Below are 20,681 nucleotides of genomic sequence, written 5' to 3' on the forward strand. Positions count from 1 at the left end.
CTAAGGCGACGCTGAACAAGTTCCCGTGATGCAGCGCGCCTTGCATCGGGATGGGATGCAAGGCGCAAACCACAGCCATAGCCCAAGCTATGGCGCGGATTTGCAACGCCGCAGACCGCCCGAGGCGGGGATGCGATGCGCACGCGGGACTGGTTCAGCGTCGCCCTAATTCAGCCGAAACAGACGTTCACATGGAGGTGATTGTGATCCCAGGCGAACAACCGGTCGTCCCCCGTCAACGGGTGCTGTCGACCCGGAGCAGTCCCACACACTGTCCGACCATCACCGTCAGGTGTCAGGGTGAAGCGGCCGAACACGCCACCACTGCACAGAGAAGCGAAGCGTGAGTGCCCGGGCGTGGAAACAGGGGCCTAGTCGGCGCCGTCTTGTTCCAAGGAGCGAATGACGGTTGCCGGCACGCCCGCCACGAGGGTGTTGGGCGGAACGTCCTTGGTGACCACAGCTCCTGCTCCAACCACTGAATTCTCCCCCACGGTGACGCCGCCAAGGATCGTCGCGCCGGTGGCGATCCAGACGTTCCTTTGAATGATGATTGGTTTCGCCTCGATGTAGGCACGCCGCTGCGACGGCTCCAGCGCGTGGCCAGCGGTGATGATGTTCACGTTCGGCCCGATCATGACCAGGTCGGCGATGTCCACCCCGCCGATGTCGTAGATGGTGCAGCACTGGTTGATGAACACCTTGCGCCCGACCCGTATCTTGCGTCCGCCAGAGGTATAGAACGGCGGAATCAGGCTGAAGGTCTCGTCGACTTCCTGACCAGTCAACTCGCTGAAGACCTCCCTGACCCTGATGGCATCGTCGAAGGCAAGCTTGTTCAGTTCAGCGGTTAAGCGCATGGCCCGCCTGACGCGATCCGCCTCCGCGCTCCACTCCGGGCTTGATGTCGATATGCGGGTCACCACAGGTGATTTCCTTGTGTCCATGCAATACTCATCCGTTCTTCGCAACGCAATGCCTGCACGCCTGTGAGGCGCAGTTCATTCCAGGGCACGTCGGCAGGTCTGGGGGTGGAGCCGACGCTCCAGCGGATGGTATCGGGCAACGTGGAACGGACGGAATTGGCCGGCAAGCCGCCAGATGGCCTGTCCGGTCTCAAGCCCGGATTCCAATTTTCGGACGCCGATGCCGCGCTCATCGCCGATGGGCGATTTCAACGCTGCATTCCACGTGACATCAAAAAGCCCCGCATCGAGCGGGGCAAGCCTGCAATTTTCTGACTCGGGTCAGCGCAGCCTGGCGGCGTCCTCGGTAGCGTGTTCAAGCTCGCGCAATCCCTCGGCGTTCAGCCGGCCCATGCCGTTGAAGAAGAGGTTGAGCGCGAAAGCCACCACGGCGGTGAGCAGGATGCCGCTATGCAGCATGGGCTCCAGCACCTTGGGAAAGTGGATGAAAAACTGCGGCGCCACCAGCGGAATCATGCCGAAGCCGATGCCCAGCGCAACGATGAGCAGGTTGTTGCGGTTGGTCTTGTAGTCCACCTCGCTCAGGATGCGAATGCCGGTGGCGGCGACCATGCCGAACATGGCAATGCCGGTGCCGCCCAGAACCGGTTGCGGAATGGCCGCGACCAGCGCGCCGAGCTTGGGGATGAGCCCGAGCAAAACCATGATGACGCCGCCAGTGACCGTGACCCAGCGGCTGCGCACCCCGGTCATGCCGACCAGGCCGATGTTCTGCGAAAACGAGGTGGTCGGGAAGGTGTTGAACATGCCCGCGAGGATGGTTCCCAGCGCGTCCACCCGCAAGCCGCGGCCAAGCTCCGCGCGGCCCACCTTGCGGCCGACGATGTCGCCCAGCGCGAAGAACATGCCGGCCGATTCGACGAACACGACCAGTTCCACCACGCACAGGGTGACGATGGGGCCGATGGCGAACTTGGGCGCGCCGAACTGGAAGGGCATGACGAGGTGGAACAGGTCGGCCTTGGCCACTTGGCTGAAGTGCATCAGTCCGAGTGCCGCCGCCAGGGCGCTTCCAACCACCAGCCCGACGAGCACCGAAATGTTCTTCAGAAAGTTGCGCCCGTACTTGCTGATGAACAGGATGACGACCAGCACGAACAGGGCAATGCCGAGGTTTTCCATCGAGGCGTAAGCCGGGTTGGGCACCATGGCGCCGGCTGCAGCTTGCGCCGAAGTGTCGGGAATCATGGGCTTGAGCCAGGCTCCGCCGACGGCCCATTGGATGCCCACCTGCATGAGTGAGATGCCGATGATGGTGATGACCGAGCCCGTGACCACCGGCGGGAACAAGCTGATGAGTCGGCAGGCGAAGGGCACGATCAGCATGCCGAACAGGCCGGCGGCGATGATGGCGCCGAAAATGTCCTGCAAGCCCATGCCGGGTGCGGAGGCGATGGCGATCATCGGCGTCACCGCGGCGAAGGTCATGCCCATCATCACCGGCATGCGGATGCCGAACCAGGGCGTGAGGCCGAGGGACTGGATGATGCTGGTGATGCCGCAAATGAACAGGTCGGCCGTGATCAGCAGCGCGATCTGCTCCGCCGGCAGCTTCAGCGCCGAACCGATGATGAGCGGCACGGCCACCGCGCCGGCGTACATCACCAGCACATGCTGGATGCCGAGCGCGACGAGCTTGCCCGCAGGCAGCACCGCATCGACCGGATGCGGCTCGCCTGGGGCCTGATACTCAATGGATGCTTCAGCCATCGTTGTCTCCTTGGAATCGTTGTCGGACGGACTGTGTGGAATCGGGCGCGGTCAGGGCTTGGCGCCATCCTTCACCCATTGCCCGATCTCGGCGCGCTCCAGATCGGTGATCTGCGTGGCGTTGTTCAGCGGCATGGCGCGGGTGACGACCACCTGCTGGTAGATGTCCTGCGCGTGGCTGACGATGCCCCGTGCCGAGTCCAGCCGCACGCCTTTGCTGGCGGCGGCACCGGCGTGGCAAAGCAGGCAGCGCTGCTGCACGATGCGCTGCACCATGGCGAAACTCACCGGCCTGGCTTGTGCCAGGGCGGGTTGCGGCTTGGGCGCGAGCGCCACGGCCACCCCCAGGATGATGACCACCGCCACGCCCCAGTACCGCCATTTCCACGCGCCCTTGTGTTTGAGCACGAAGAACTGGCGGATGAGGGCGCCGGCCAGCATCATCAGCACCAGCACGACCCAGTTGTTCTTCGCGTCGTAGACGAAGCTGTAGTGGTTCGACAGCATGGCGAACACCACCGGCAAGGTGAAGTAGGTGTTGTGCACGCTGCGCTGTTTGCCGCGCTTGCCGTCCATCGGGTCGGGTGTCTGCCCGGCACGCATCGCCGCCACGACGCGGCGCTGGCCGGGGATGATCCAGAAGAACACATTGGCGCTCATCATCGTCGCCATCATGGCGCCGGTGATAAGAAAGGCGACGCGACCGGCAAACAGATGGCAGGCCGCCCAGGCGGCAATCACCATATACACCGCAACCAGGATGCCGACGGTGCGGTCACCGTTCCTGCCTTGGCCGAACAGGCGGCAGATCCCGTCGTAGACCAACCAGCCGACCACCAGAAAGCCCAGCAGCGCCGCCCCGGCCCAGGCCGGCTGCGACCAGGCGTACACATGCGGATCGACGATGAAAATCCCGGCGTGATAGAGGTAGAGCGCCGACAGCAGGGCGAAGCCCGACAGCCAGGTGGTGTAGCTCTCCCAGTAGAACCAATGCAAATGCTGCGGCAGATCCTTGGGCGCCACCCTGTATTTCTGCGGGTTGTAGAAGCCGCCGCCGTGCACCGCCCACAACTCGCCGTCCACGCCCTTGGCCTTGAGGTCCGGGGCTTGGGGCGGCTCCAGGCTGTTGTCCAGCCAGACGAAGTAAAAGGACGAGCCGATCCAGGCGATGGCCGCGATCACGTGCAGCCAGCGCAACAGCAGATCGGCCCAGTTCATCGCGTAGGGCATGAGCGTGGCGAGCAAGTCGTTCATCATGGTTCCTTCCAGCAATCACATGAAAACGACTTTCGCCACGGCAGGCTCTGCAAAAGTCTTCAAGCTCGCGTGCCGTGGGCGTCAGCGGCGGTCATGCTCTGCTGCGAGCTGAGTTCAGGTCAGTGCAATGATTGCTGCGCCGGCCTGGGTGTCTTGGCTTGTTCCCGATCTCTGCGCTTCAGAAGTGGTATTCCACCCGGATCATGGGCGTGGAGGCCTTGGCGCCGGGGGTGGTGGACGCAGGGTTGCCGAACTTGTTGCGCCAGTACTGGTACTGCACACCGGCCCACAGCTTGTTGGGCGCGCCATACAGCGCTTTGCCCACGTCATACATCACCTCGGTGGACAGCAGGGTCTCCGGCACCGTGCCATAGCCCTTGGCGCCGATGTGGTCGAAATAGCCGCTCCACTTCCACTGGGCGTCGGCGAAGGGAATGCCCCAGTCGGCCGCCAGCACATAGGTGGTGTTGAAGGTCACGTCGCCGCCTTGCGGGTAGGGGGTGAAGCCGTTGTGGTTGCTCTCCTTGTACAGCTCCAGCCCCACCTCGGCAAAACCCGGCACGTCGAGCCCGACCATGGGGCCGAGGCGCAGCTTGCGCACCCGCGGGCCGAAGGTGGTGTTCTTGGCCGAGTAGTCCACCCCCATGGCCAGCTTCACGTCGTTGATCGGGCCCCATTGAATCTTGTTGCCGCTGATCTGGTCGTACGACCAGGTGCGGCGGTACACGGCGTACAGCTCCTGCGCCCCGGCGGCGGCGCACGAGGGGGAGTTGGCGCCGGCGGCGCAGGCCTCGGGGTCGCCGGCGTCGGACATGAGCACGTCGAGGTTGAAGAAGTTGGTGCCCCAGCCGTCGCCCCCGGCGTAGGAGAAGCCGACGATGCGCTTGGCGATGCTTTGGCCGTAGCCCGGCTCGGCAAACCGGGTGCCGTAGGCAAAGTGCACCCAGGCGTCGCTCCAGGTGGCGGCTTGCGCGGTGTTGGAGGCACCAAGAGCTGCAGCCAGAACGGCGGCTGCAGCCAAGGCGCTTGGTTTGGATGAATAAGCTCGCTTGCGATGCATGTGGGTTCTCCCGGTGTCGTGTGAAATCGGTGGCATGGATGAAGCAGATGGGTGAAGCAACAGATGGGTGAAGCTCAAAACTCAGTGGGTGGCAGCGGCGCGTTGTCGTGCATGGGCTCCTCCGCAGTGAGGAGCGCAGCGCTGCCATGGAGGCGGGACATGCCAATGTTGGGAGCACGGGTTGTCGTCACGTCCGGGCTCAGCGATCCATGGCACTTTCGTGCCAGTTCTTCAGCGCCTGCCTGGACAGCAGCAGCATCAGCGCGAACAGCGCCACGCCCGCCAGCGTCAGCAAGATGAGCGCGGCGAACATCTCCGGGATCTGCAGGTTGTAGCCCGACTGCAGGATCTGATACGCCAGCCCGGCACTCTGCCCGCCGGTGCCGGCGACGAACTCCGCCACCACGGCGCCAATCAAGGCCAGCCCGCTGCTGATGCGCAGGCCGCCGAAAAAATAGGGCAGGGCGCCGGGAATGCGCAGCCGCACCAGCCGCTGCCAGCGCGAGGCGCGGTACAGCGTGAACAGGTTGTCCAGATTGCCGCTGACGCTGTTGAGCCCCAGCGTGGTGTTGGAGATGATGGGGAAGATGGCAATGATGGTGGCGCACACCACCAGCGCCAGTTCGGTGTTCTTGATCCAGATGATGATGAGCGGCGCAATGGCGACGATGGGCGTGACCTGCAGCATCACCGCGTAGGGAAACAGGCTGAGCTCCAGCAAACGGCTCTGCGCGAACAGCAGCGCGGTCAGCGTGCCCAGCGAGGTGGCGATGAAGAAGGCGAGGAAGGTCACCTTCATGGTCGTCCACAAGGCCCAGAACAGGGTTGGGGCGTTGGCCGCCAGGGCTTGTCCAATCGTGATCGGACCGGGCAGCAGATAGGCGGGGATATGCGACAGATCCACCGCAAGCTGCCAGCACAGCATGAAGACGAGGCCGACCAGCACGGGGGCCGCGATGCCCAGCAGGCGTGAGTCATGGAGCGGGGGTTTGGGGCGCATGGCGGCGATGCTCGGGTCGTGGGGATGTGCGGAGCGAGGAGGGCTGGATGCGCCGGGGCGCCGACTTGACGGGCGTATGGAGGCGCAATGGCCGTGGCGGGCCTAGTGCGTGTCGGCCGCAGTGGGCAGCAGCTTCAGCGGCTTGATGAACTGCAGGTCGTAGACCTTCTTGTAATCAAAGTCGGCCGGAATCGTCTTGTTGCGCACCATGAAGTCGAACATCTCCTTCCAGCGCTTGTCGGTCATGATGCCGATGCCTTCGCTCGCCGCTTCGCCGCCGGTGACGAGCTGGTATTTCTTCATCATCTTCATCGAGAACGCCAGCTGTTCCGGCGTCTCCTTGGGGTCGGCTTCGACGATCAGCTTGTTGCCCGGCGCCGGGTCGGCCAGGTAGGACTGCCAGCCCTCCATCGATGCCTTGACGAATGCCGCCACCCATTGCGGGTGTTTGGCGATCATGGCCTGCGTGGTGTCGATGGTTTCGGCATAGGCCGGCCAGCCGTAATCGGCCATGAGGAACACCTTCGGCGTCTCCCCACCCTTCTCGATCATCAGCGGTTCGGAGCCGATATAGCCCTGCTGCGAGAGGCTCTTGTCATGCAGGAAGGGCGCGACGCTGAAGGTGTAGGGGCGCTGCTGCGACATGGTGAAGCCGAAGGTGTTCTCCAGCCAGGGCCACCAGGTTGTGTTGGCGCTTTGCGACACCAGAATGGGTTTGCCTTTGAGGTCGCCCAGAGACTTCACGCCCTGATGCGCGATGATGGCCTGCGGGTCCTTCTGGAAGCTGGCCGCCACGGTCACCACCGGCAGTCCATGCGAGGCGGCAACGATGTCCTGCATCGGATAGCCCATATAAAAGTCGCAGCTGCCGGCGCCGAGCAGCTGCAGGCCGTTGATCTGCGGGCCGCCCATCTTGATGGTGACATCCAACCCGGCCTTCTTCTTATAGAGCCCGGTGGCCAGCGCCTGGTAAAAACCACCATGTTCGGCCTCGGCGAACCAGTTGGTGCAGAAGGTGACCTTGGGCAGGTCATCGGCACGCGCCAGGCCCGTCAGGCCCAAGACCAGTGCCAGGCCGGCCAGCAGGCGGCGCGAGCGCAGGCGCCCTGGGCTGGATGTTTTCAAAGGCTGAGAACCTTGCATGAACCACTCCTTGAGATGTTGGCAAAGCGGACGGGCGCCGGGAAGTTGATGCGCGATCAAACTGTATGCAATCGACCAGCAAAAGGTATGCCAGCTGCGATGCTGCAAAACCGGCCTGGAGCCGGGCGCGACGACGGCAAGCGCCCGGGTTTGGGTTGCGTCGCGGTGCATGTCGCCATGTTGTGGTGCGCGCTGCGCCCCGTTGTGGATCAGTCGGGCTGCCAGGGCCTGTCCATGCCTCCCGAAGCCAGCCACGGACACGCTCGGCGGCGCAGCCGGGATGCCGGCCGGGACGGAAAACTGGCATGCAAATTGCTGCATGCATGGCGTGAGTAGAAGCGGTCAGCAGCTCAGGCTGCGGGACATTGCTCCAGCCGCGCCGGCCAGGCTTGCTGCCTGCGGGATCTGCGGCGGCGCCGGGTGCCCAGCCACCCCTGTTCGACCGCTTGCACAGCCCGCTACGACAACATGCTCCGGCGCATGGCGATGCCTTGCACCAACCCTGGAGAGTTCCATGCTTGTCACCCAACAACCCGTCCTGCGCCGCTTCTGGTACGCCCTCACGCCCCTGCACGTGCTGGACGCCGGCCCGCGCCCGTTCACCTTGCTCGGTGAAAAACTGGTGCTATGGAAGCGCCCCGACGGCCAGCCCGCGGCGCTGCGCGACCGCTGCTGCCACCGCACCGCGCAGCTGTCCAAAGGCTTCGTGGACGAGGCCGGGCGCATCGTCTGCGGCTACCACGGCTGGACCTACGACTGCACCGGCGCATGCGTGCGCGTTCCGCAAAACCCGGAAGGCGTGATTCCAACCGGGGCACGGGTCGAGTCGTTCCGATGCACGGCGCGCTACGGCTATGTCTGGGTCGCGCTGGAGGAACCGCTAGCGCCGATTCCTGACTTTCCAGAAGAAGGGGACGCCGAGTTCCGCCGCATCTTCCAATTCCACGAGCGTTGGGCCACCAGCCCCTTGCGCTTCATGGAGAACGCCTTCGACAACGCACACTTCAGCTATGTGCACAAGGCCAATTTCGGCATCTACGAGCAACCCAAACCGTCGGGCTACCGGCTCGATGTCACGGCCGACGGCTTCGAGGCCGAGACCCATGTGCCCATCCGCAACCCGGCGCATGGCCACCGCATCACCGGCAGCACGGGCGCGTTCACCGAACGCCATCTGCTCAACCGCTGGTGGCTGCCGTTTGTGCGGCGCTTTGGTTGCGTCTACCCCGAGAGTGGTATTCACCACATCATCTACAACTGCGCCACGCCGATCGACGACGCGCACATCATGCTGGCGCAGTGGCTGTACCGCAACGACGCCGAGGCCGCTTGCAGCACGCAGGAACTGATCGACTGGGATCGCCCCATCGTCGATGAAGACCGCGACATTCTCGAAGCCACCGACCCCGACGCCTGCATCGACACCCGCCGCCGCATCGAATTCCACATGGAGTCCGACAAGCCCGGGCTGCTGATGCGCAAGCGCCTGCTGGCGCTGCTGCAGGCGCATGGCGAGGAGGAGGTGTTTCGCCCGGCGCCACCGCGGCCCACCATCCCCATCCAGACGCGCGCAGGCGATGTCACGGCACCCACCGCATGAGCCTGGCGGTTATCCCAGCCACGACATCGCTTGTCCCACCCCCACTCCATCCACCCGATCCCGAGAATCTTCATGGAATTGCACGCATCCGATGCGCTCTTCATGCGGCCACCGCCGCCACCCCAGCCGGACGCGAACACCGCGCTGTTCGCCAACCGCGTGGAGAAGACCTACCCCAACGGCACCCGCGCCCTCGACGAAGTGCGGCTGCGCATCCAGCAGGGCGAGTTCGTCTCCCTGCTCGGGCCGTCGGGCTGCGGCAAGAGCACGCTGCTGCGCATGTTCGCCGGGTTGGATACGCCATCGGCCGGCCGCATTCTGTGGTGGGGCTCGGAGAAGCAGGAAGGCGCCGACGGCAAGCAGTCGCTCTCCATGGTGTTCCAGGAGCCCACGCTGATGCCCTGGGCGCGGGTGCGCGCCAACACCCGGCTGCCGCTGGACTTGCGCAAGACCCCGCGTGCCGAGGCCGATGCCCGCGTCACCGCGGTGCTGGGCATGGTGGGGCTGGAGAGCTTCGCCAGCGCCTGGCCGCGCGAGCTCTCCGGCGGCATGCAGATGCGGGTGTCGCTGGCACGCGCCTTGGCCACGCACCCCAGCCTGCTGCTGCTCGACGAGCCCTTCGGCGCACTCGATGAATTCACCCGCAACAAGCTCGACAGCGACGTGCGCCAGTTGTGGGCGCAGCAGGCCATGACCGTGGCCTTCGTCACCCACAGCATCTACGAGGCGGTGTTCCTCTCCACCCGCGTGGTGGTGATGGCGGCACGCCCCGGGCGCGTGGTGGCCGACATCGCCATCGACGGCCCCACCGTGCGTGACGACGACTGGCGCGTCAGCGCCCCGTTCCTGAACTACTGCCGCCAGCTCTCCGAACTGCTCACCGCCGCGGCGCAGGGCCGGGTCTGAGGCTGGCTGCTGCCCAACCGCCCGCATCCCCACACAACTCAGCTCGCCACCCGACATGCAATCTCCCATGGCCCATACCGACACATCCAACGCTTCCACCGCCCTGCTGATTCGCGGCGCCCTGGCACTACTCACCGGCCTGCCCGGTGCCGAAGCCCGCGCCGGCGCGCACGCCACCGACCTGCGCATCCGCGATGGCCGCATCGCCGCCATCGGCAGCCTCGCGCCGGAACCTGGAGAGGCCGTGCTCGACGCCAGCGGCTGCGTCATCTACCCGGCCTGGGTCAACACCCACCACCACCTCGTGCAATCGCTGCTCAAGGGCGTGCCCGGCGGCATCGACGCCACGCTCACGCCCTGGCTGGCGGCGGTGCCCTACCGCTACCGCGCCGCCTTCAACGCCGGGCGTTTCCGCCTCGCGGCGCGCATCGGCCTGGTGGAGCTGGCGCTTTCCGGTTGCGGCACGGTGGCCGACCACAACTACTACTACTGGCCCGAGATGGACTTCGACGGCTCCGCCATCCTGTTCGAGGAGGCCGAGAAACTCGGCCTGCGCTTCGTGCTCTGCCGTGGCGGCGCCACCTGCAGCCGCAACTTCGAGGCCGACCTGCCCAAGGCCATGCGGCCGGAAACCCTGCAGGCCTATCTCGACGATCTCACCCGGCTGCATGCGCTCTACCACGACCCCGCGCCGCAAGCCCTGCGCCGGGTGGTCGCGGCGCCGACCACGCCGCTGTTCTCCATGCTGCCGCAGGAGTTGCGCGACACCGCCGCGCACGCCCGCAGCCTGGGCCTGCGGCTGCACTCGCATCTGTCGGAAACCGTGATCTACCAGCAGACCGCCATGGCCCAGCATGGCTGCAGCCCCATCGATTTCGCCGCCAGCGTCGACTGGCTGGGGCCGGACGTGTGGTTCGCGCATCTGGTCAAGCTCAGCACGGACGACATCGCCCTACTCGGCCGCAGCGGCACCGGCATCGCCCATTGCCCGCAGAGCAACGGCCGCCTGGGCAGCGGCATCGCCCCGGTGCGGGCGCTGGAAAACGCCGGCACGCCGATCTCGCTGGCGGTGGACGGCGCGGCGTCGAACGAAGCTGCCGACATGCTGAACGAAGCCCACACCGCCTGGCTGATGGCACGCGCCCGCGGCGGCCACGAAGCCCTGCCCGAATGCGCCGGCGGCGCCGGTGAAGCCGGTGCTGCCGACGCCACGGTGGAGGATGTGGTGCGCTGGGGCACGGCCGGCGGCGCCCGCGTGCTGGGGCTGGAGGGCGTTGGCGTGCTGGCGCCCGGCATGGCCGCCGACATCGCCATCTACAAGCTCGACCAACCGCGCCACTTCGGCCTGCACGATCCCGCCATCGGCCCAGTGGCCAGCGGCGGCGCCAGCCTGCGCGCGCTGCTGGTGGCCGGCAAGGTGGTGGTGCGCGACGGCGCCATTCCCGGACTGGACATGGCCGAACTCGGCGCACAGGCCCGTGATGCAGTGCGCACCTTGCAGGGCCTGGCCAGCGCCTGAGCCTGGCCTCGCGCATCCGGACGCTGGTCCCGCTGCAACCATGCACGCAGCCAAGCGCGGGCAGCCTGAGCGATTCGCCCTGCGCGTCGAGGGCGCGATGCGCAAGCTGCCGCTGCCATGAAGCTTGCCGCCCCTCGCTCGCAGGCGCCCAGGCCAGGCCACGCCGCCATGACCCAAAGCTCCGCAGTCCTTGCCGCCGCTACGCCGCCGCACCGGCGTCCGACCCATGGCGGGCGCGACGGCGCCTGAGCCAGGCCGCCAGCGAAAGCGACAACGCAATCACCGCGAAGGACAGCAGGGTGGTGAGGGTCCCCAGAGCGTAGATCACCGGCGTCGTGGCGTTGGTCTGCATGGCCTGCAATTCCAGGGGGAGAGTGTTCAGGGCGCCTGCTGTCTGCGAAGTGCGCGCCAGCTCGTCATAGGACAGGGTGAAGCCGAACAGCGCCACCCCCAGCAGGCTGGGGGCCAGAATGGGGATGACGACCTCCCCCAACACCCTCGCGCCGCGTGCCCCCAAGCCCCGCGCCGCTTCCTCGTAGGCGGGGTTGAAGCGGTTGAAGGCAGCGAACATGATCAACAAGCCGAATGGCAGGGTCCAGGTCAGCTGGGCACCCAGCGCCGAGGTGATCCAGGAACGGTCCCAGCCCAGCAGTTCGAACATGGCGCTGATGCCCAGGCTGATCACCACCGATGGCACGATAAGGCTGGCGAGCGCGATGTAGAAGAACATGGAGGCGCCCCGGAACCGGCTCCTGAACGCCAGACCGGCCAGAAAGGAGAACACCGTGGTGATCACCATCACCAGCAGCCCGAGCTTGATCGAGCGCCCGAAAGCGCCGGACACATCCCCGATGGATGAGCCCGCATAGAGCTGGTGAAACCAGTGGGTGGAGAACCCCCGCATGGGGAAGGTGAGCCCGCCTTCCGGCCCCTGGAAGGACAGGACGCCGATGACGATCACCGGCCCGTACAGAAAGAGGACGAACAGGGCGAACACGGCCGCCAGAACGTAGAAGCTCGCGGAGCGCCTCACCTTGGCCATGGCCTCAAAGCTCCTTGCGGATGTCGACCACCCGCACCAGCGCGACGATGAGCAGGATCACGAAGCCCAGCAGCACCATGGATTCGGCCGCCGCCGGGGGAAACTGCAGCGAGGACAGATCGGTGACGATCATCTTGCCCACCGACGCCACCTGCCCGCCACCCAGCACGTTCACCGTGACGAAATCTCCCATCACAATGGACATCACGAAGATGGACCCGATGGCGAGGCCGGACTTGGACAGCGGCAGCACCACGTTCCACACCACCTGCCAGCCCTTGGCTCCGGCATCCACCGCCGCTTCCAGCAGGGACCGGTCGATGCGCATCATGGCATTGAAAATGGGCACGATCATGAACACCGTGTAGAGATGGACATAGCCCACCACCACGGCGAATTTTGAATACAGGAACCATGCCACGGGCTTTTTCACCACGCCCATGGCCAGCAACGCCGAGTTCACCACGCCTTCCCGCCCCAGCAGCGGAATCCAGGAGATCATGCGTATCTCGTTGGAGGTCCAGAAGGGAATGGTGCACAGCAGAAGCAGGACCACCTGCCGGCTCCTGCTGCGCACATGAAAGGCGAGAAAATAGGCAATCGTGAAGCCCAGCACCAGGGTGATGGCCCACGCCATGAAGCCCAACTGGAGCGTGGTCCAATAGGTTGCGTAGGTGGAGGTGGAGGAAAAGACGTCCCGGTAGTTGCTCAGCAGGAAGTCCGGGATCAGGATCTCGTAGGTCTGGTAGTCGAAGAAGCTGATGGCCACCACCAGCAGAACCGGAACCACGAAGAACAGCGCGAACACCAGCCCCATGGGTGCGGCCTGGAGGTAGGGTGCCCAGCGCGGCGACGCGCCGCCGCGCTGGGCACCCCGGGAAGCCTGGCCCTCCACCCCGGCGGTCTTCGCACGCGATTCAGGCCGCGACGAAGTCATTCCAGCGGCGCACCAGGTAGCGATCCTCGTCCATCACGGTGTTCCAGCAGGCCACCGCGCCCATGCGCTGCTCGAAGGAGCCACCGTCGCGCACGCTCCCCGGGCCGTCCACCTTCTGGCCGGTGGGGCTGAGGATGCTGCCCTTGGCCGGCTTGCCTTCCATCCAGTAGCCCCACTCGTCCGCGGTCATGAACTGCTTGGCCGTCTTCGGCACGGCGGTGTCATAACCCTGGCGGTTCAGGAACGCCCCCGCCCAGCCGGACAGGTACCAGTTGATGAATTCGTAGCCCGCGTCCAGCGTCTTGCCCTTCACGCGGGACGGGATGCCCAGTCCGATGCCCCAGCCGCGATAGCCTTCCTTCAGGGGCTGGTACTTGCAGGCAATGCCCATTTCCCGCACCTTGGTCACGGCCGGAGACCACATGGACTGCAGCACCACCTCGCCCGAAGCCATCAGGTTCACGGACTCGTTGAAATCCTTCCAGAAGGCGCGGAACTGGCCCTGCTTCTTGGCCGCGGTGAGGATCTCGATGGTCTTGTCGATCTCCGTGCGGGTCATATTGCCCTTGTCACGATAGCGCACCCTGCCCATGGCCTCGATCGCCATCGCGGCGTCCATGATGCCGATGGACGGCACGTTGATGATGGCCGTCTTGCCCCTGAAGTCCGGGCTCAGCAGATCGGCCCAGCTGGTCACGGGGCGCTTCACCAAATCAGGACGAATGCCCAAGGTGTCGGCGTTGTACACCGTCGGCACCACGGTCATCCATTCCGTCGGCTTGGTGGCGAATGTCTTGCCGAACTCACCGCCCAGATAGCTCACCTCGAACGGCGCCGTGCCCTGGGTCGACACCTTCTTGCCGTCCAGCATGCCGGTGGTGAAGATGCTCACGATGTCGTCGTAGTGCTTGATGCGCTTGACGTCCATCCCGCGCAGATTGCCGGAGGGGATGAGGTTGAGATTCCTGCAGGTTGTCATCACGGCCGGTGGGGCTTGAGCCCAGGCCGTGCGCGTCTTCGACGTCCCACATGGCGACGACCCGGTCCCCGACGGCGACCGGGCACTGCGCAAAATCACGGTCGCCCGTGACGGCCGTGAATTCGCCTGATGCATGGCCGTCGAGGGCAATGCTCCACTGCGTGCCGTGATACTCGACGCCACGCACGACAGCCGCAAGGGCGTTGGCCGCGCCGGGGGCGGCGGCTTCCGAACGCTTGACCAGCCTGACCCTGTCGGCGCGAACCGAAAACTCGAATTCCGTGCCGATGGACTCTGCAACCCTGGGTACGGCATAGGTCTGCGCATCGGGGCCTCGCAAGGTGCTGAAGTCCTCGGCGTGCTGCTCGACGCGGCCCCTCAGCACGTTGTGTCCGCCCATGAAGCGCGCCACGAACGCGCTGCGGGGGCGGTTGAACAACGCCGATGGCGTGCCCGCCTGCTCGATGCGCCCGCCATGCATGACGACCACCAGATCGGCCAGGGCCATGGCCTCTTCCTGGCTGTGGGTCACGTGGATGAAGGTCAAACCCAGCTCGTTGTGGATGCGCCTGAGTTCGGCGCGCATCTTCACCCGCAGGAAGGGATCGAGGGCCGACAAGGGCTCGTCCAGGAGCAGAACCTCCGGCTCGGTGATCAGGGCCCGCGCCAGAGCGACACGCTGCTGCTGGCCGCCCGACAACTGCTCCGGCCGACGGTCCTTGTAGGCCTCCATCTGCACCAGACCCAGCAGATCGAGCGCGCGCGCCTGCCTCTGCGCCTTGGCCACACCCCGCATCTTGAGGCTGAACGCCACGTTGTCCAGGCAACTGAGGTGAGGAAAGAGCGCGTAGTTCTGGAACATCAGCGCCGTGCCGCGCACAGAGGGGTGCAGCCCGGTGACGTTCTTGTCGCTGATCAGGATGTCGCCGTCGGACACCGCCTCGTGGCCGGCAATCATCCGCAGGGTGCTGGTTTTGCCGCAGCCGCTGGGGCCCAACAGGCAGCAATAAGCCCCGGCGGGAACCTTGAGATTCACCTCGGCCAAGGCCAGCGCGTTGCCGTAGCGCTTGCTCACGGCAAGGAGTTCCACCGTCCCCCGCTTCTCGCCCCTCATCATCATTCCGGTTGGTTTGCCTCCCGCCCAACGCAGCCCATCGGAACCTCGCGATTTCAGGGGCTGCAGCCTCGCTGCCTTGGCGCGTGCCTCCAGTGGAGGGGCGGTACAAGCCCTGTGCAAGATGCATGCCAAGCTGCATACAATCTTGCCACCCAGACCCAAGGTTGCGGCAGAACAGAAGGAAGCCGCGCCATGCGTCATGGCGCCTGCGACCATGGGGCGGAGAGCCTTGATGCCCAAGACAAGGGCATCACCTCTGTGCATGCACCAGGCAACGGCAGGCGAAGTTCTCGCGTGAAGCCACGGACCGATCAGTCCGAACGCAGGCCGGCCATCTCGGTCCGCAGCGAGAAATGCTTATCGGACGATGGCTTCGGGCAGGCCCGCCACATGGCCGGCAATGGCCCCCGGCGTGGTGACCCAGGCCCGTCCATCCGTGGCGATATGGGCGAGGGCGCGGCGCAGATGGCGAATGCGGTGGGGATGACCGACGATGTAGGGATGGAGGGCGATGCCCATCACCAGCGGCTGCGCCCTGCTCTGCTCCAGCATCTCGTCATAGGAGTCGACGATCATGTTGGCGAACCCCTCGCCGCTGACATGGCGCGCCATGATCGCCGGGATGTCGTTCAATTCCTGGGGATAGGGCACTGACCAGATCTGGCCGCCCCGGGTCTTGAATCGAACCGGCTGATCGTCCTGGCACCAGTTCAGCGTGTAGGCATAGCCCGCCTCCTGCAGCAAGTCCGGTGTGTGGAAGCTTTCCGAAATCCAGGGGCTGAGCCAGCCTCTGGGCGCCACGCCCTCTTGCTGCGCCATGCGCCGTGTGCAGGACTCAATCAGGTCCCGCTCTCCCGCCTCCGTCAGATCGCCCTGGCGCTGCGAGTTGGTGTGGCCGTGCCCCACCATCTCATCCCCGCGGCTGCGAAAGGGCGCCAGCACTTCAGGGCACTCGTCGTAGATGCTCGTGTTCAACAGCACCGCGGCGGGTAGCCGCAGGCTTTCGAAGAGTTCAAGGAGGCGCCAAACGCCAACCCGGTTGCCATAGTCCCGCCAGGAATAGTTGAGCACGTCGGGCTGGGGGGAGGCCGGCTTGAGGCAGGCGCCGGGCCCTTCGCCGAAAGCGAAATGTTCCAGGTTCAACGCCAGATAGACGGCCAGGCGCCGCCCGTCGGGCCAGGCGTAATCCGGGCGGTGCACGATGGCGGAATACCCATAGCGTCCGTGATGAGGGAGGGTTGCAGTCATTGTCAAGTCTCCATGCTCGTGTTGCGCGCGCCAGTCAAGACGCGACATCGTGGTCTTGGCGTTGCGTCATCAAAAGCAAGGATCGGACCGGTGCGAGGTCAGCGCAAAACAAGGATCGCAACGCCCGGGCGCACCGCCCCTGTCTTGGCCGCCTCCGCCCGCAACAAATCCTTGCAAGGCCCGCGGCCAAGGACCATCGCGTGCAGGGCGTCTGCCATCAACAACAGCCAAGGTAGGCCCTGTTCCGGTAAAACACCGCCAGGTCCTGGGCCATCGCGCCGACGGCTTCCCGCCAGGGACCGAGTTCGGCTTGCGTGCCCAGGCGCGAACGCACCTGCGCCATCAATTCGGCGCGCAGCGCGGGCTCGTCGATGGTGAGGACCTTGCCTTGATGCACGATCGGGCGGCCGTCGATGATGACTTGTTCGATATGGCCCCCATGGGCACGCGCCAGCACGAGATCCAAGGGATCGACATCGGGGAAGAAGGCGTCGTCGTCCAAGGCCTCGAAGTCGAGCACCACCAGGTCCGCCGGAGCCCCTTTCGCAATCAACCCTCCACAGGCTTCCGAAAGCTTGTCGCCTCCGCGCACGACACGCCGGCCATGGACCGCGGAAAACGCCCATAGCTGGGCGCGCGTCATGGTGGTGTCATAGCCCCAGCCGCGATGGAGGGCATAGGCCAGGCGCATCTCCCTGAATGCATCGTCGTCCTCGTCCAGCGCCATGCCGTCCAGCCCCATTGCCACGCGGCACCCGCAGCGCAACATCTGCGCAACGGGCGCCACGCCCGACTTCAAGCCGAGGTTGGAACTGGTGTTGACGGCAATGGTGACGCCCCTTTCGGCAAGAAGCTCCAGTTCATCCGGCCGGGCCCAGGTGCAGTGCGCCAGCGTCAGTCGCGGGCTGAGCATGCCGATGGCGTCGAGATCGCGCAAGATGCCCTGGGGATGGGTAAGGTCGGCCCATTCACGCTGGTAGCGCGTTTCGAGCAGGTGCATATGCACAGGGCGCCCGGTGTCGCTGGACGCCCGGGCGATCGCCTCGAGAAGACCGGCGGTGCACCACTGCACGCCGGTGGGGCCGTATTGAACCGTGACGTGCGACCCGTAGCCGCCTTGCTCCACCATGCCGGCGACGTCATCGACAAGTGCCAGCTGTCGCGCGGGGTCCATGCTCGCGTGCGTGCCCAGGCGCTGCGCCACCACGTCGCGAATCTCGGGGCGCAGCGCCTTCAGCGCGTCGCTGTCGCTGCAATAGGCAATGCCCTGGCGGTCGCGCATGGCGACGGCAAACCCGATATGCACCCCGACATCGCGTGCGGCGCGCGCCACGTCTTCGACCTCGTCCACATACGGCGCGAGTCCCTGCACGCGCGTGTAGTGCACCATCAGCCCTGCAACGCCATGCCGGACGGCGCGTGCGAAGGACGTGGCGGCGGACAGATAGGGATCGACCCCCGGAACCACGCCGAGATAGGGCAACCAGCTTTCCAGCGGTTGTTCGAAGGCGCCGAGCGATGCGCTGCGAAACGTTCGCGCATGGTCGTGGGCATTGCTCAACGCGGGGAGAACGAGCTTGCGGCAAGCCGTATCGACGTGTTCCTGCGGCGCGATGTCCTGAATCAGGCCATCCGAGATTTGAATGCGCCTATGCGCCAGGGCGTGCTGGCTCCCAGGCGAGGCCAGCAGCCAGCGGCAGTCGAGATGCGAGGCTTGGTCCGGCATGTGTCAGCCCCCCGGCGTTTCAAACCGCGCTGTGCAAGCAGGGGCGGCCGCAAGAAGACCGGACGCTCGCGCGCCTGGACAGCGGAGGAATGCCGCGGGGCACAGGTTCTGCATGCCTGCGCCCATCACGACACACCGCGCAAAACCGCATCGAGCGTACAGGTCCAGCCGACGATGCCGCCCTGGGCCGCGATCATCTCCAGCGTGGCCTGCTTGAAATGCGGGAAATAGCTGGCCGTCGCTTCCTCCACCAACAGGCAGTCGTAGCCACGGTCGTTCGCCTCGCGCATGCTGGTCTGCACGCAGACCTCGGTGGTCACGCCGCCGAAGATCAGGTGGGTGACCGCGCGGCGCTGCAAGATGTCGTGCAGGCCGGTGGCGTAGAACGCGCCCTTGCCTGGCTTGTCGATCTCCACCTCGCCCGCAATGGGCTGCAGCGCGTCGATGATGGCGTTGCCCGGCTCGCCGCGCACCAGCACGCGCCCCATCGGCCCCATGTCGCCGATGCGCAGGCTCGGCTCGCCCCTGCAGCGCTTGGCGGGCGGACAGTCCGACAGGTCGGGTGCGTGCGATTCGCGCGTGTGCACCACCAGCATGCCGTGCGCGCGCGCCCAGCGCAGCAGCCGTGCCGCAGGTTCCACCGCCTGCGCGAGTTGCGACGCATCGTTGCCCAGCGTCTCGCCGAAGCCGCCCGGCTCGATGAAATCGCGCTGCATGTCGATCAGCACCAGCGCCGTGTTGCGCATGTCGCAGCGGAACATCCCGGGCTGGGCTTGCACGCGCAAGGCGTGACTGGATTCGCTCATCGCGTCTCCCAGGTCTGCAGCAGGGCGGATGCATCGCACACCGCGCCGAACACGCCGCCCTGCATGGTCACCATCTTGATCGCGGCGTCGTGGTTCCCAGCGTCGGTGGCGCCGCAGCAATCGCTCAGCAGCAGGCATTCGAAGCCGCGATCGTTGGCCTCGCGCATCGTGGTGTGCACGCACACGTCGGTGGTGATGCCGGTGAGAACCAGGTTGCGGATGCCGCGCGTGCGCAGGATCAGCTCGAGGTCGGTGGCGCAGAAACTGCCCTTGCCCGGCTTGTCGATGACGATCTCGCCCGGCAGCGGCGCCAGCTCGGGGATGATCTCCCAGCCCGGCTCGCCGCGCACGAGAATCTTGCCGCAGGGTCCTGGGTCGCCGATGCCCGCGCCGATGCGCCGGCTGCGCCAGCGCTTGTTGGCGGGAAGATCCGACAAGTCCGGCCGATGGCCCTCGCGGGTGTGGATGATGGTGCAGCCCTCGGCGCGCATCGCCGCGAGCACCTTGCGGATGGGCTCGATCGGGGCGCGGGTCAGAGCCAGGTCGTAGCCCATGGCGTCGACATAACCGCCGACCCCGCAGAAGTCGGTCTGCATGTCGATGACCAGCAGCGCCATATTGGCCGCGCGCAGGTCGCCGTCGTAGGGCCAGGGATAGGGGCTCGATGCGACGTGCTGCATCAGGCCTCCGGCTCGAAGGGGTTGGGCTCGGGGCCGCGGTAGGCCCGCGTTGGCGCCGCGAAGCCGCAGGACGTGCCGTCGCGCACCTGAATGCCTGAGTTCCAGGGCAATGTGTAGCGACCGGCCACCATGTCGCGCATGAAGGTGTAGGGGCAGTCCTGCGCCCCGCCCTTCACCGCCACATAGCCGCGGTGGTAGAGCTGGTAGGGGTTGTTCTCCACGCCCCAGACCGCGCGCGCCTCGCGCACGAGGTCGGGCCGCAGCTCGGCGGTGATGATCTCGTCGGCACGCCCGCCACCCTCGACCAGCACCGTGCCGTCGAAGTTGCAGAACATGCCCTCGCCCATCGAGTCGAAACTGCCGTCGCTGCCGCACAGGCACACGCTGGCGGTGATGGCGAGGTTCTGGAACGCGTTCGCCTGGTTGGTGATCTTCCACGCGTGACGTATCGGCGCGGTGTAGCCGGCCGTGCGCAGGATGATCTCGGCGCCCTTGTAGGCCGCCTCGCGCGCCATCTCGGGAAACATGCCGTCGTGGCAGATGATCAAGGCGAGCCTGCAGCCGTTCGGGCCGTCGCACACCGGGATGCCCATATTGCCGGGTTCCCAGGCCTCCACCGGTACCCAGGGGTGCAGCTTGCGGTAGTAGAGCTTGATCTCGCCCTGGTCGTCGATGATCAGGCCGGTGTTGTACGGATTGCCATGCGGGTTGAACTCCATGATGGAGAAGCAGCCCCAGATCCTGTGCGCGACGCACGCGGCCTTGAATGACGCCACCTCGGGCCCGTCGAGCGAGACCATCAGCTCGGGCGCCGTGCTCATCGACAAGCCGTGCAGCGCGTACTCCGGGAACACGACGAGATCCATCGTGCCCAGGTTGCGCCGCGCCTTGCCGACCATCGCGCAGATGCGCCCGGCCTGCGCGGCGAGCTGCGCCGGCGTCTCTACGACCGGCAGTTGCAGTTG

At 65.9% G+C, this 20,681-nt stretch carries 18 protein-coding genes and 2 pseudogenes; 5 read left to right on the forward strand and 15 right to left on the reverse strand.

The window, feature by feature from the left end; genetic code table 11:
* Positions 1-371: 371 nt before the first annotated feature.
* Positions 372-947 (reverse strand): sugar O-acetyltransferase, encoded by a 576-nt coding sequence (locus tag ACYCUK_RS18485; protein ID WP_461596138.1) that lies wholly within the window; start codon positions 945-947, stop codon positions 372-374.
* 84 nt (positions 948-1,031) lie between these two features.
* On the opposite strand from ACYCUK_RS18485, the gene ACYCUK_RS18490 reads away from it, so the two are divergent.
* On the forward strand, positions 1,032-1,241 hold the full coding sequence (locus ACYCUK_RS18490; RefSeq protein WP_461596139.1) for a hypothetical protein: 210 nt from the start codon (positions 1,032-1,034) through the stop codon (positions 1,239-1,241).
* 6 nt (positions 1,242-1,247) lie between these two features.
* Here ACYCUK_RS18490 and ACYCUK_RS18495 read toward each other — a convergent pair whose 3' ends face one another.
* The 5 genes from ACYCUK_RS18495 to ACYCUK_RS18515 all read right to left on the reverse strand — a co-directional run bounded on the left by ACYCUK_RS18495 (position 1,248) and on the right by ACYCUK_RS18515 (position 7,156).
* Entirely contained in the window at positions 1,248-2,696 is a 1,449-nt protein-coding gene (locus ACYCUK_RS18495; RefSeq protein WP_461596140.1) for a nucleobase:cation symporter-2 family protein, read from the reverse strand.
* Positions 2,697-2,747: 51 nt separating this feature from the next.
* On the reverse strand, positions 2,748-3,953 hold the full coding sequence (locus ACYCUK_RS18500) for a urate hydroxylase PuuD (protein WP_461596141.1): 1,206 nt from the start codon (positions 3,951-3,953) through the stop codon (positions 2,748-2,750).
* Between the two features lie 178 nt (positions 3,954-4,131).
* Complete coding sequence (locus tag ACYCUK_RS18505; RefSeq protein WP_461596142.1) at positions 4,132-5,013, reverse strand: outer envelope protein; 882 nt, start codon at positions 5,011-5,013, stop codon at positions 4,132-4,134.
* 199 nt (positions 5,014-5,212) lie between these two features.
* Positions 5,213-6,013 (reverse strand): ABC transporter permease, encoded by an 801-nt coding sequence (locus ACYCUK_RS18510; protein WP_461596143.1) that lies wholly within the window; start codon positions 6,011-6,013, stop codon positions 5,213-5,215.
* Between the two features lie 102 nt (positions 6,014-6,115).
* Positions 6,116-7,156, reverse strand: coding sequence for an ABC transporter substrate-binding protein (locus tag ACYCUK_RS18515; protein ID WP_461596144.1), 1,041 nt, complete (start codon positions 7,154-7,156; stop codon positions 6,116-6,118).
* An 87-nt stretch (positions 7,157-7,243) separates the two neighbouring features.
* Between ACYCUK_RS18515 and ACYCUK_RS18520 the strand changes: the two genes are divergently transcribed.
* The 4 genes from ACYCUK_RS18520 (at position 7,244) to ACYCUK_RS18535 (ending at position 11,181) form a co-directional block, all read left to right on the forward strand.
* On the forward strand, positions 7,244-7,492 hold the full coding sequence (locus ACYCUK_RS18520) for a hypothetical protein (protein ID WP_461596145.1): 249 nt from the start codon (positions 7,244-7,246) through the stop codon (positions 7,490-7,492).
* Between the two features lie 178 nt (positions 7,493-7,670).
* A complete protein-coding gene (locus tag ACYCUK_RS18525) occupies positions 7,671-8,756 on the forward strand; it encodes an aromatic ring-hydroxylating dioxygenase subunit alpha (RefSeq protein WP_461596146.1) in 1,086 nt (361 codons plus the stop codon).
* A gap of 102 nt (positions 8,757-8,858) precedes the next feature.
* Positions 8,859-9,662, forward strand: coding sequence for an ABC transporter ATP-binding protein (locus ACYCUK_RS18530; RefSeq protein WP_461596154.1), 804 nt, complete (start codon positions 8,859-8,861; stop codon positions 9,660-9,662).
* 55 nt (positions 9,663-9,717) lie between these two features.
* Positions 9,718-11,181 carry an amidohydrolase family protein gene (locus ACYCUK_RS18535; RefSeq protein WP_461596147.1) on the forward strand — a complete coding sequence of 488 codons (1,464 nt, stop codon included), beginning with the start codon at positions 9,718-9,720 and terminating at the stop codon, positions 11,179-11,181.
* Between the two features lie 199 nt (positions 11,182-11,380).
* Here the strand turns inward: ACYCUK_RS18535 and ACYCUK_RS18540 are convergent, their stop codons facing one another.
* The 9 genes and pseudogenes from ACYCUK_RS18540 to ACYCUK_RS18580 all read right to left on the reverse strand — a co-directional run.
* Entirely contained in the window at positions 11,381-12,223 is an 843-nt protein-coding gene (locus tag ACYCUK_RS18540; RefSeq protein WP_461596148.1) for an ABC transporter permease, read from the reverse strand.
* Positions 12,224-12,227: 4 nt separating this feature from the next.
* Positions 12,228-13,040 carry an ABC transporter permease gene (locus ACYCUK_RS18545; RefSeq protein ID WP_461596155.1) on the reverse strand — a complete coding sequence of 271 codons (813 nt, stop codon included), beginning with the start codon at positions 13,038-13,040 and terminating at the stop codon, positions 12,228-12,230.
* Between the two features lie 100 nt (positions 13,041-13,140).
* Positions 13,141-14,115: pseudogene (locus ACYCUK_RS18550) on the reverse strand (ABC transporter substrate-binding protein); the annotation flags it as partial.
* A gap of 40 nt (positions 14,116-14,155) precedes the next feature.
* Positions 14,156-15,259 (reverse strand): annotated as a pseudogene (locus ACYCUK_RS18555) (ABC transporter ATP-binding protein); the annotation flags it as partial.
* 354 nt (positions 15,260-15,613) lie between these two features.
* Positions 15,614-16,504, reverse strand: a complete 891-nt coding sequence (locus tag ACYCUK_RS18560) for a polysaccharide deacetylase family protein (RefSeq protein ID WP_461596149.1) — start codon at positions 16,502-16,504, stop codon at positions 15,614-15,616.
* Between the two features lie 217 nt (positions 16,505-16,721).
* Positions 16,722-18,230: an amidohydrolase family protein gene (locus tag ACYCUK_RS18565; RefSeq protein WP_461596150.1), complete on the reverse strand. Its 1,509-nt coding sequence runs from the start codon at positions 18,228-18,230 to the stop codon at positions 16,722-16,724.
* A gap of 125 nt (positions 18,231-18,355) precedes the next feature.
* A complete protein-coding gene (locus ACYCUK_RS18570) occupies positions 18,356-19,036 on the reverse strand; it encodes a cysteine hydrolase family protein (protein WP_461596151.1) in 681 nt (226 codons plus the stop codon).
* Positions 19,033-19,716, reverse strand: coding sequence for a biuret amidohydrolase (gene biuH / locus ACYCUK_RS18575; protein WP_461596152.1), 684 nt, complete (start codon positions 19,714-19,716; stop codon positions 19,033-19,035). The genes ACYCUK_RS18570 and biuH overlap by 4 nt, the downstream gene beginning before the upstream one ends.
* On the reverse strand, positions 19,716-20,681 hold a 966-nt coding region (locus ACYCUK_RS18580), incomplete at its 5' end, for a formamidase (RefSeq protein WP_461596153.1). The genes biuH and ACYCUK_RS18580, both read right to left, overlap by 1 nt.

It is taken from the genome of Thiomonas sp. (assembly GCF_054608695.1).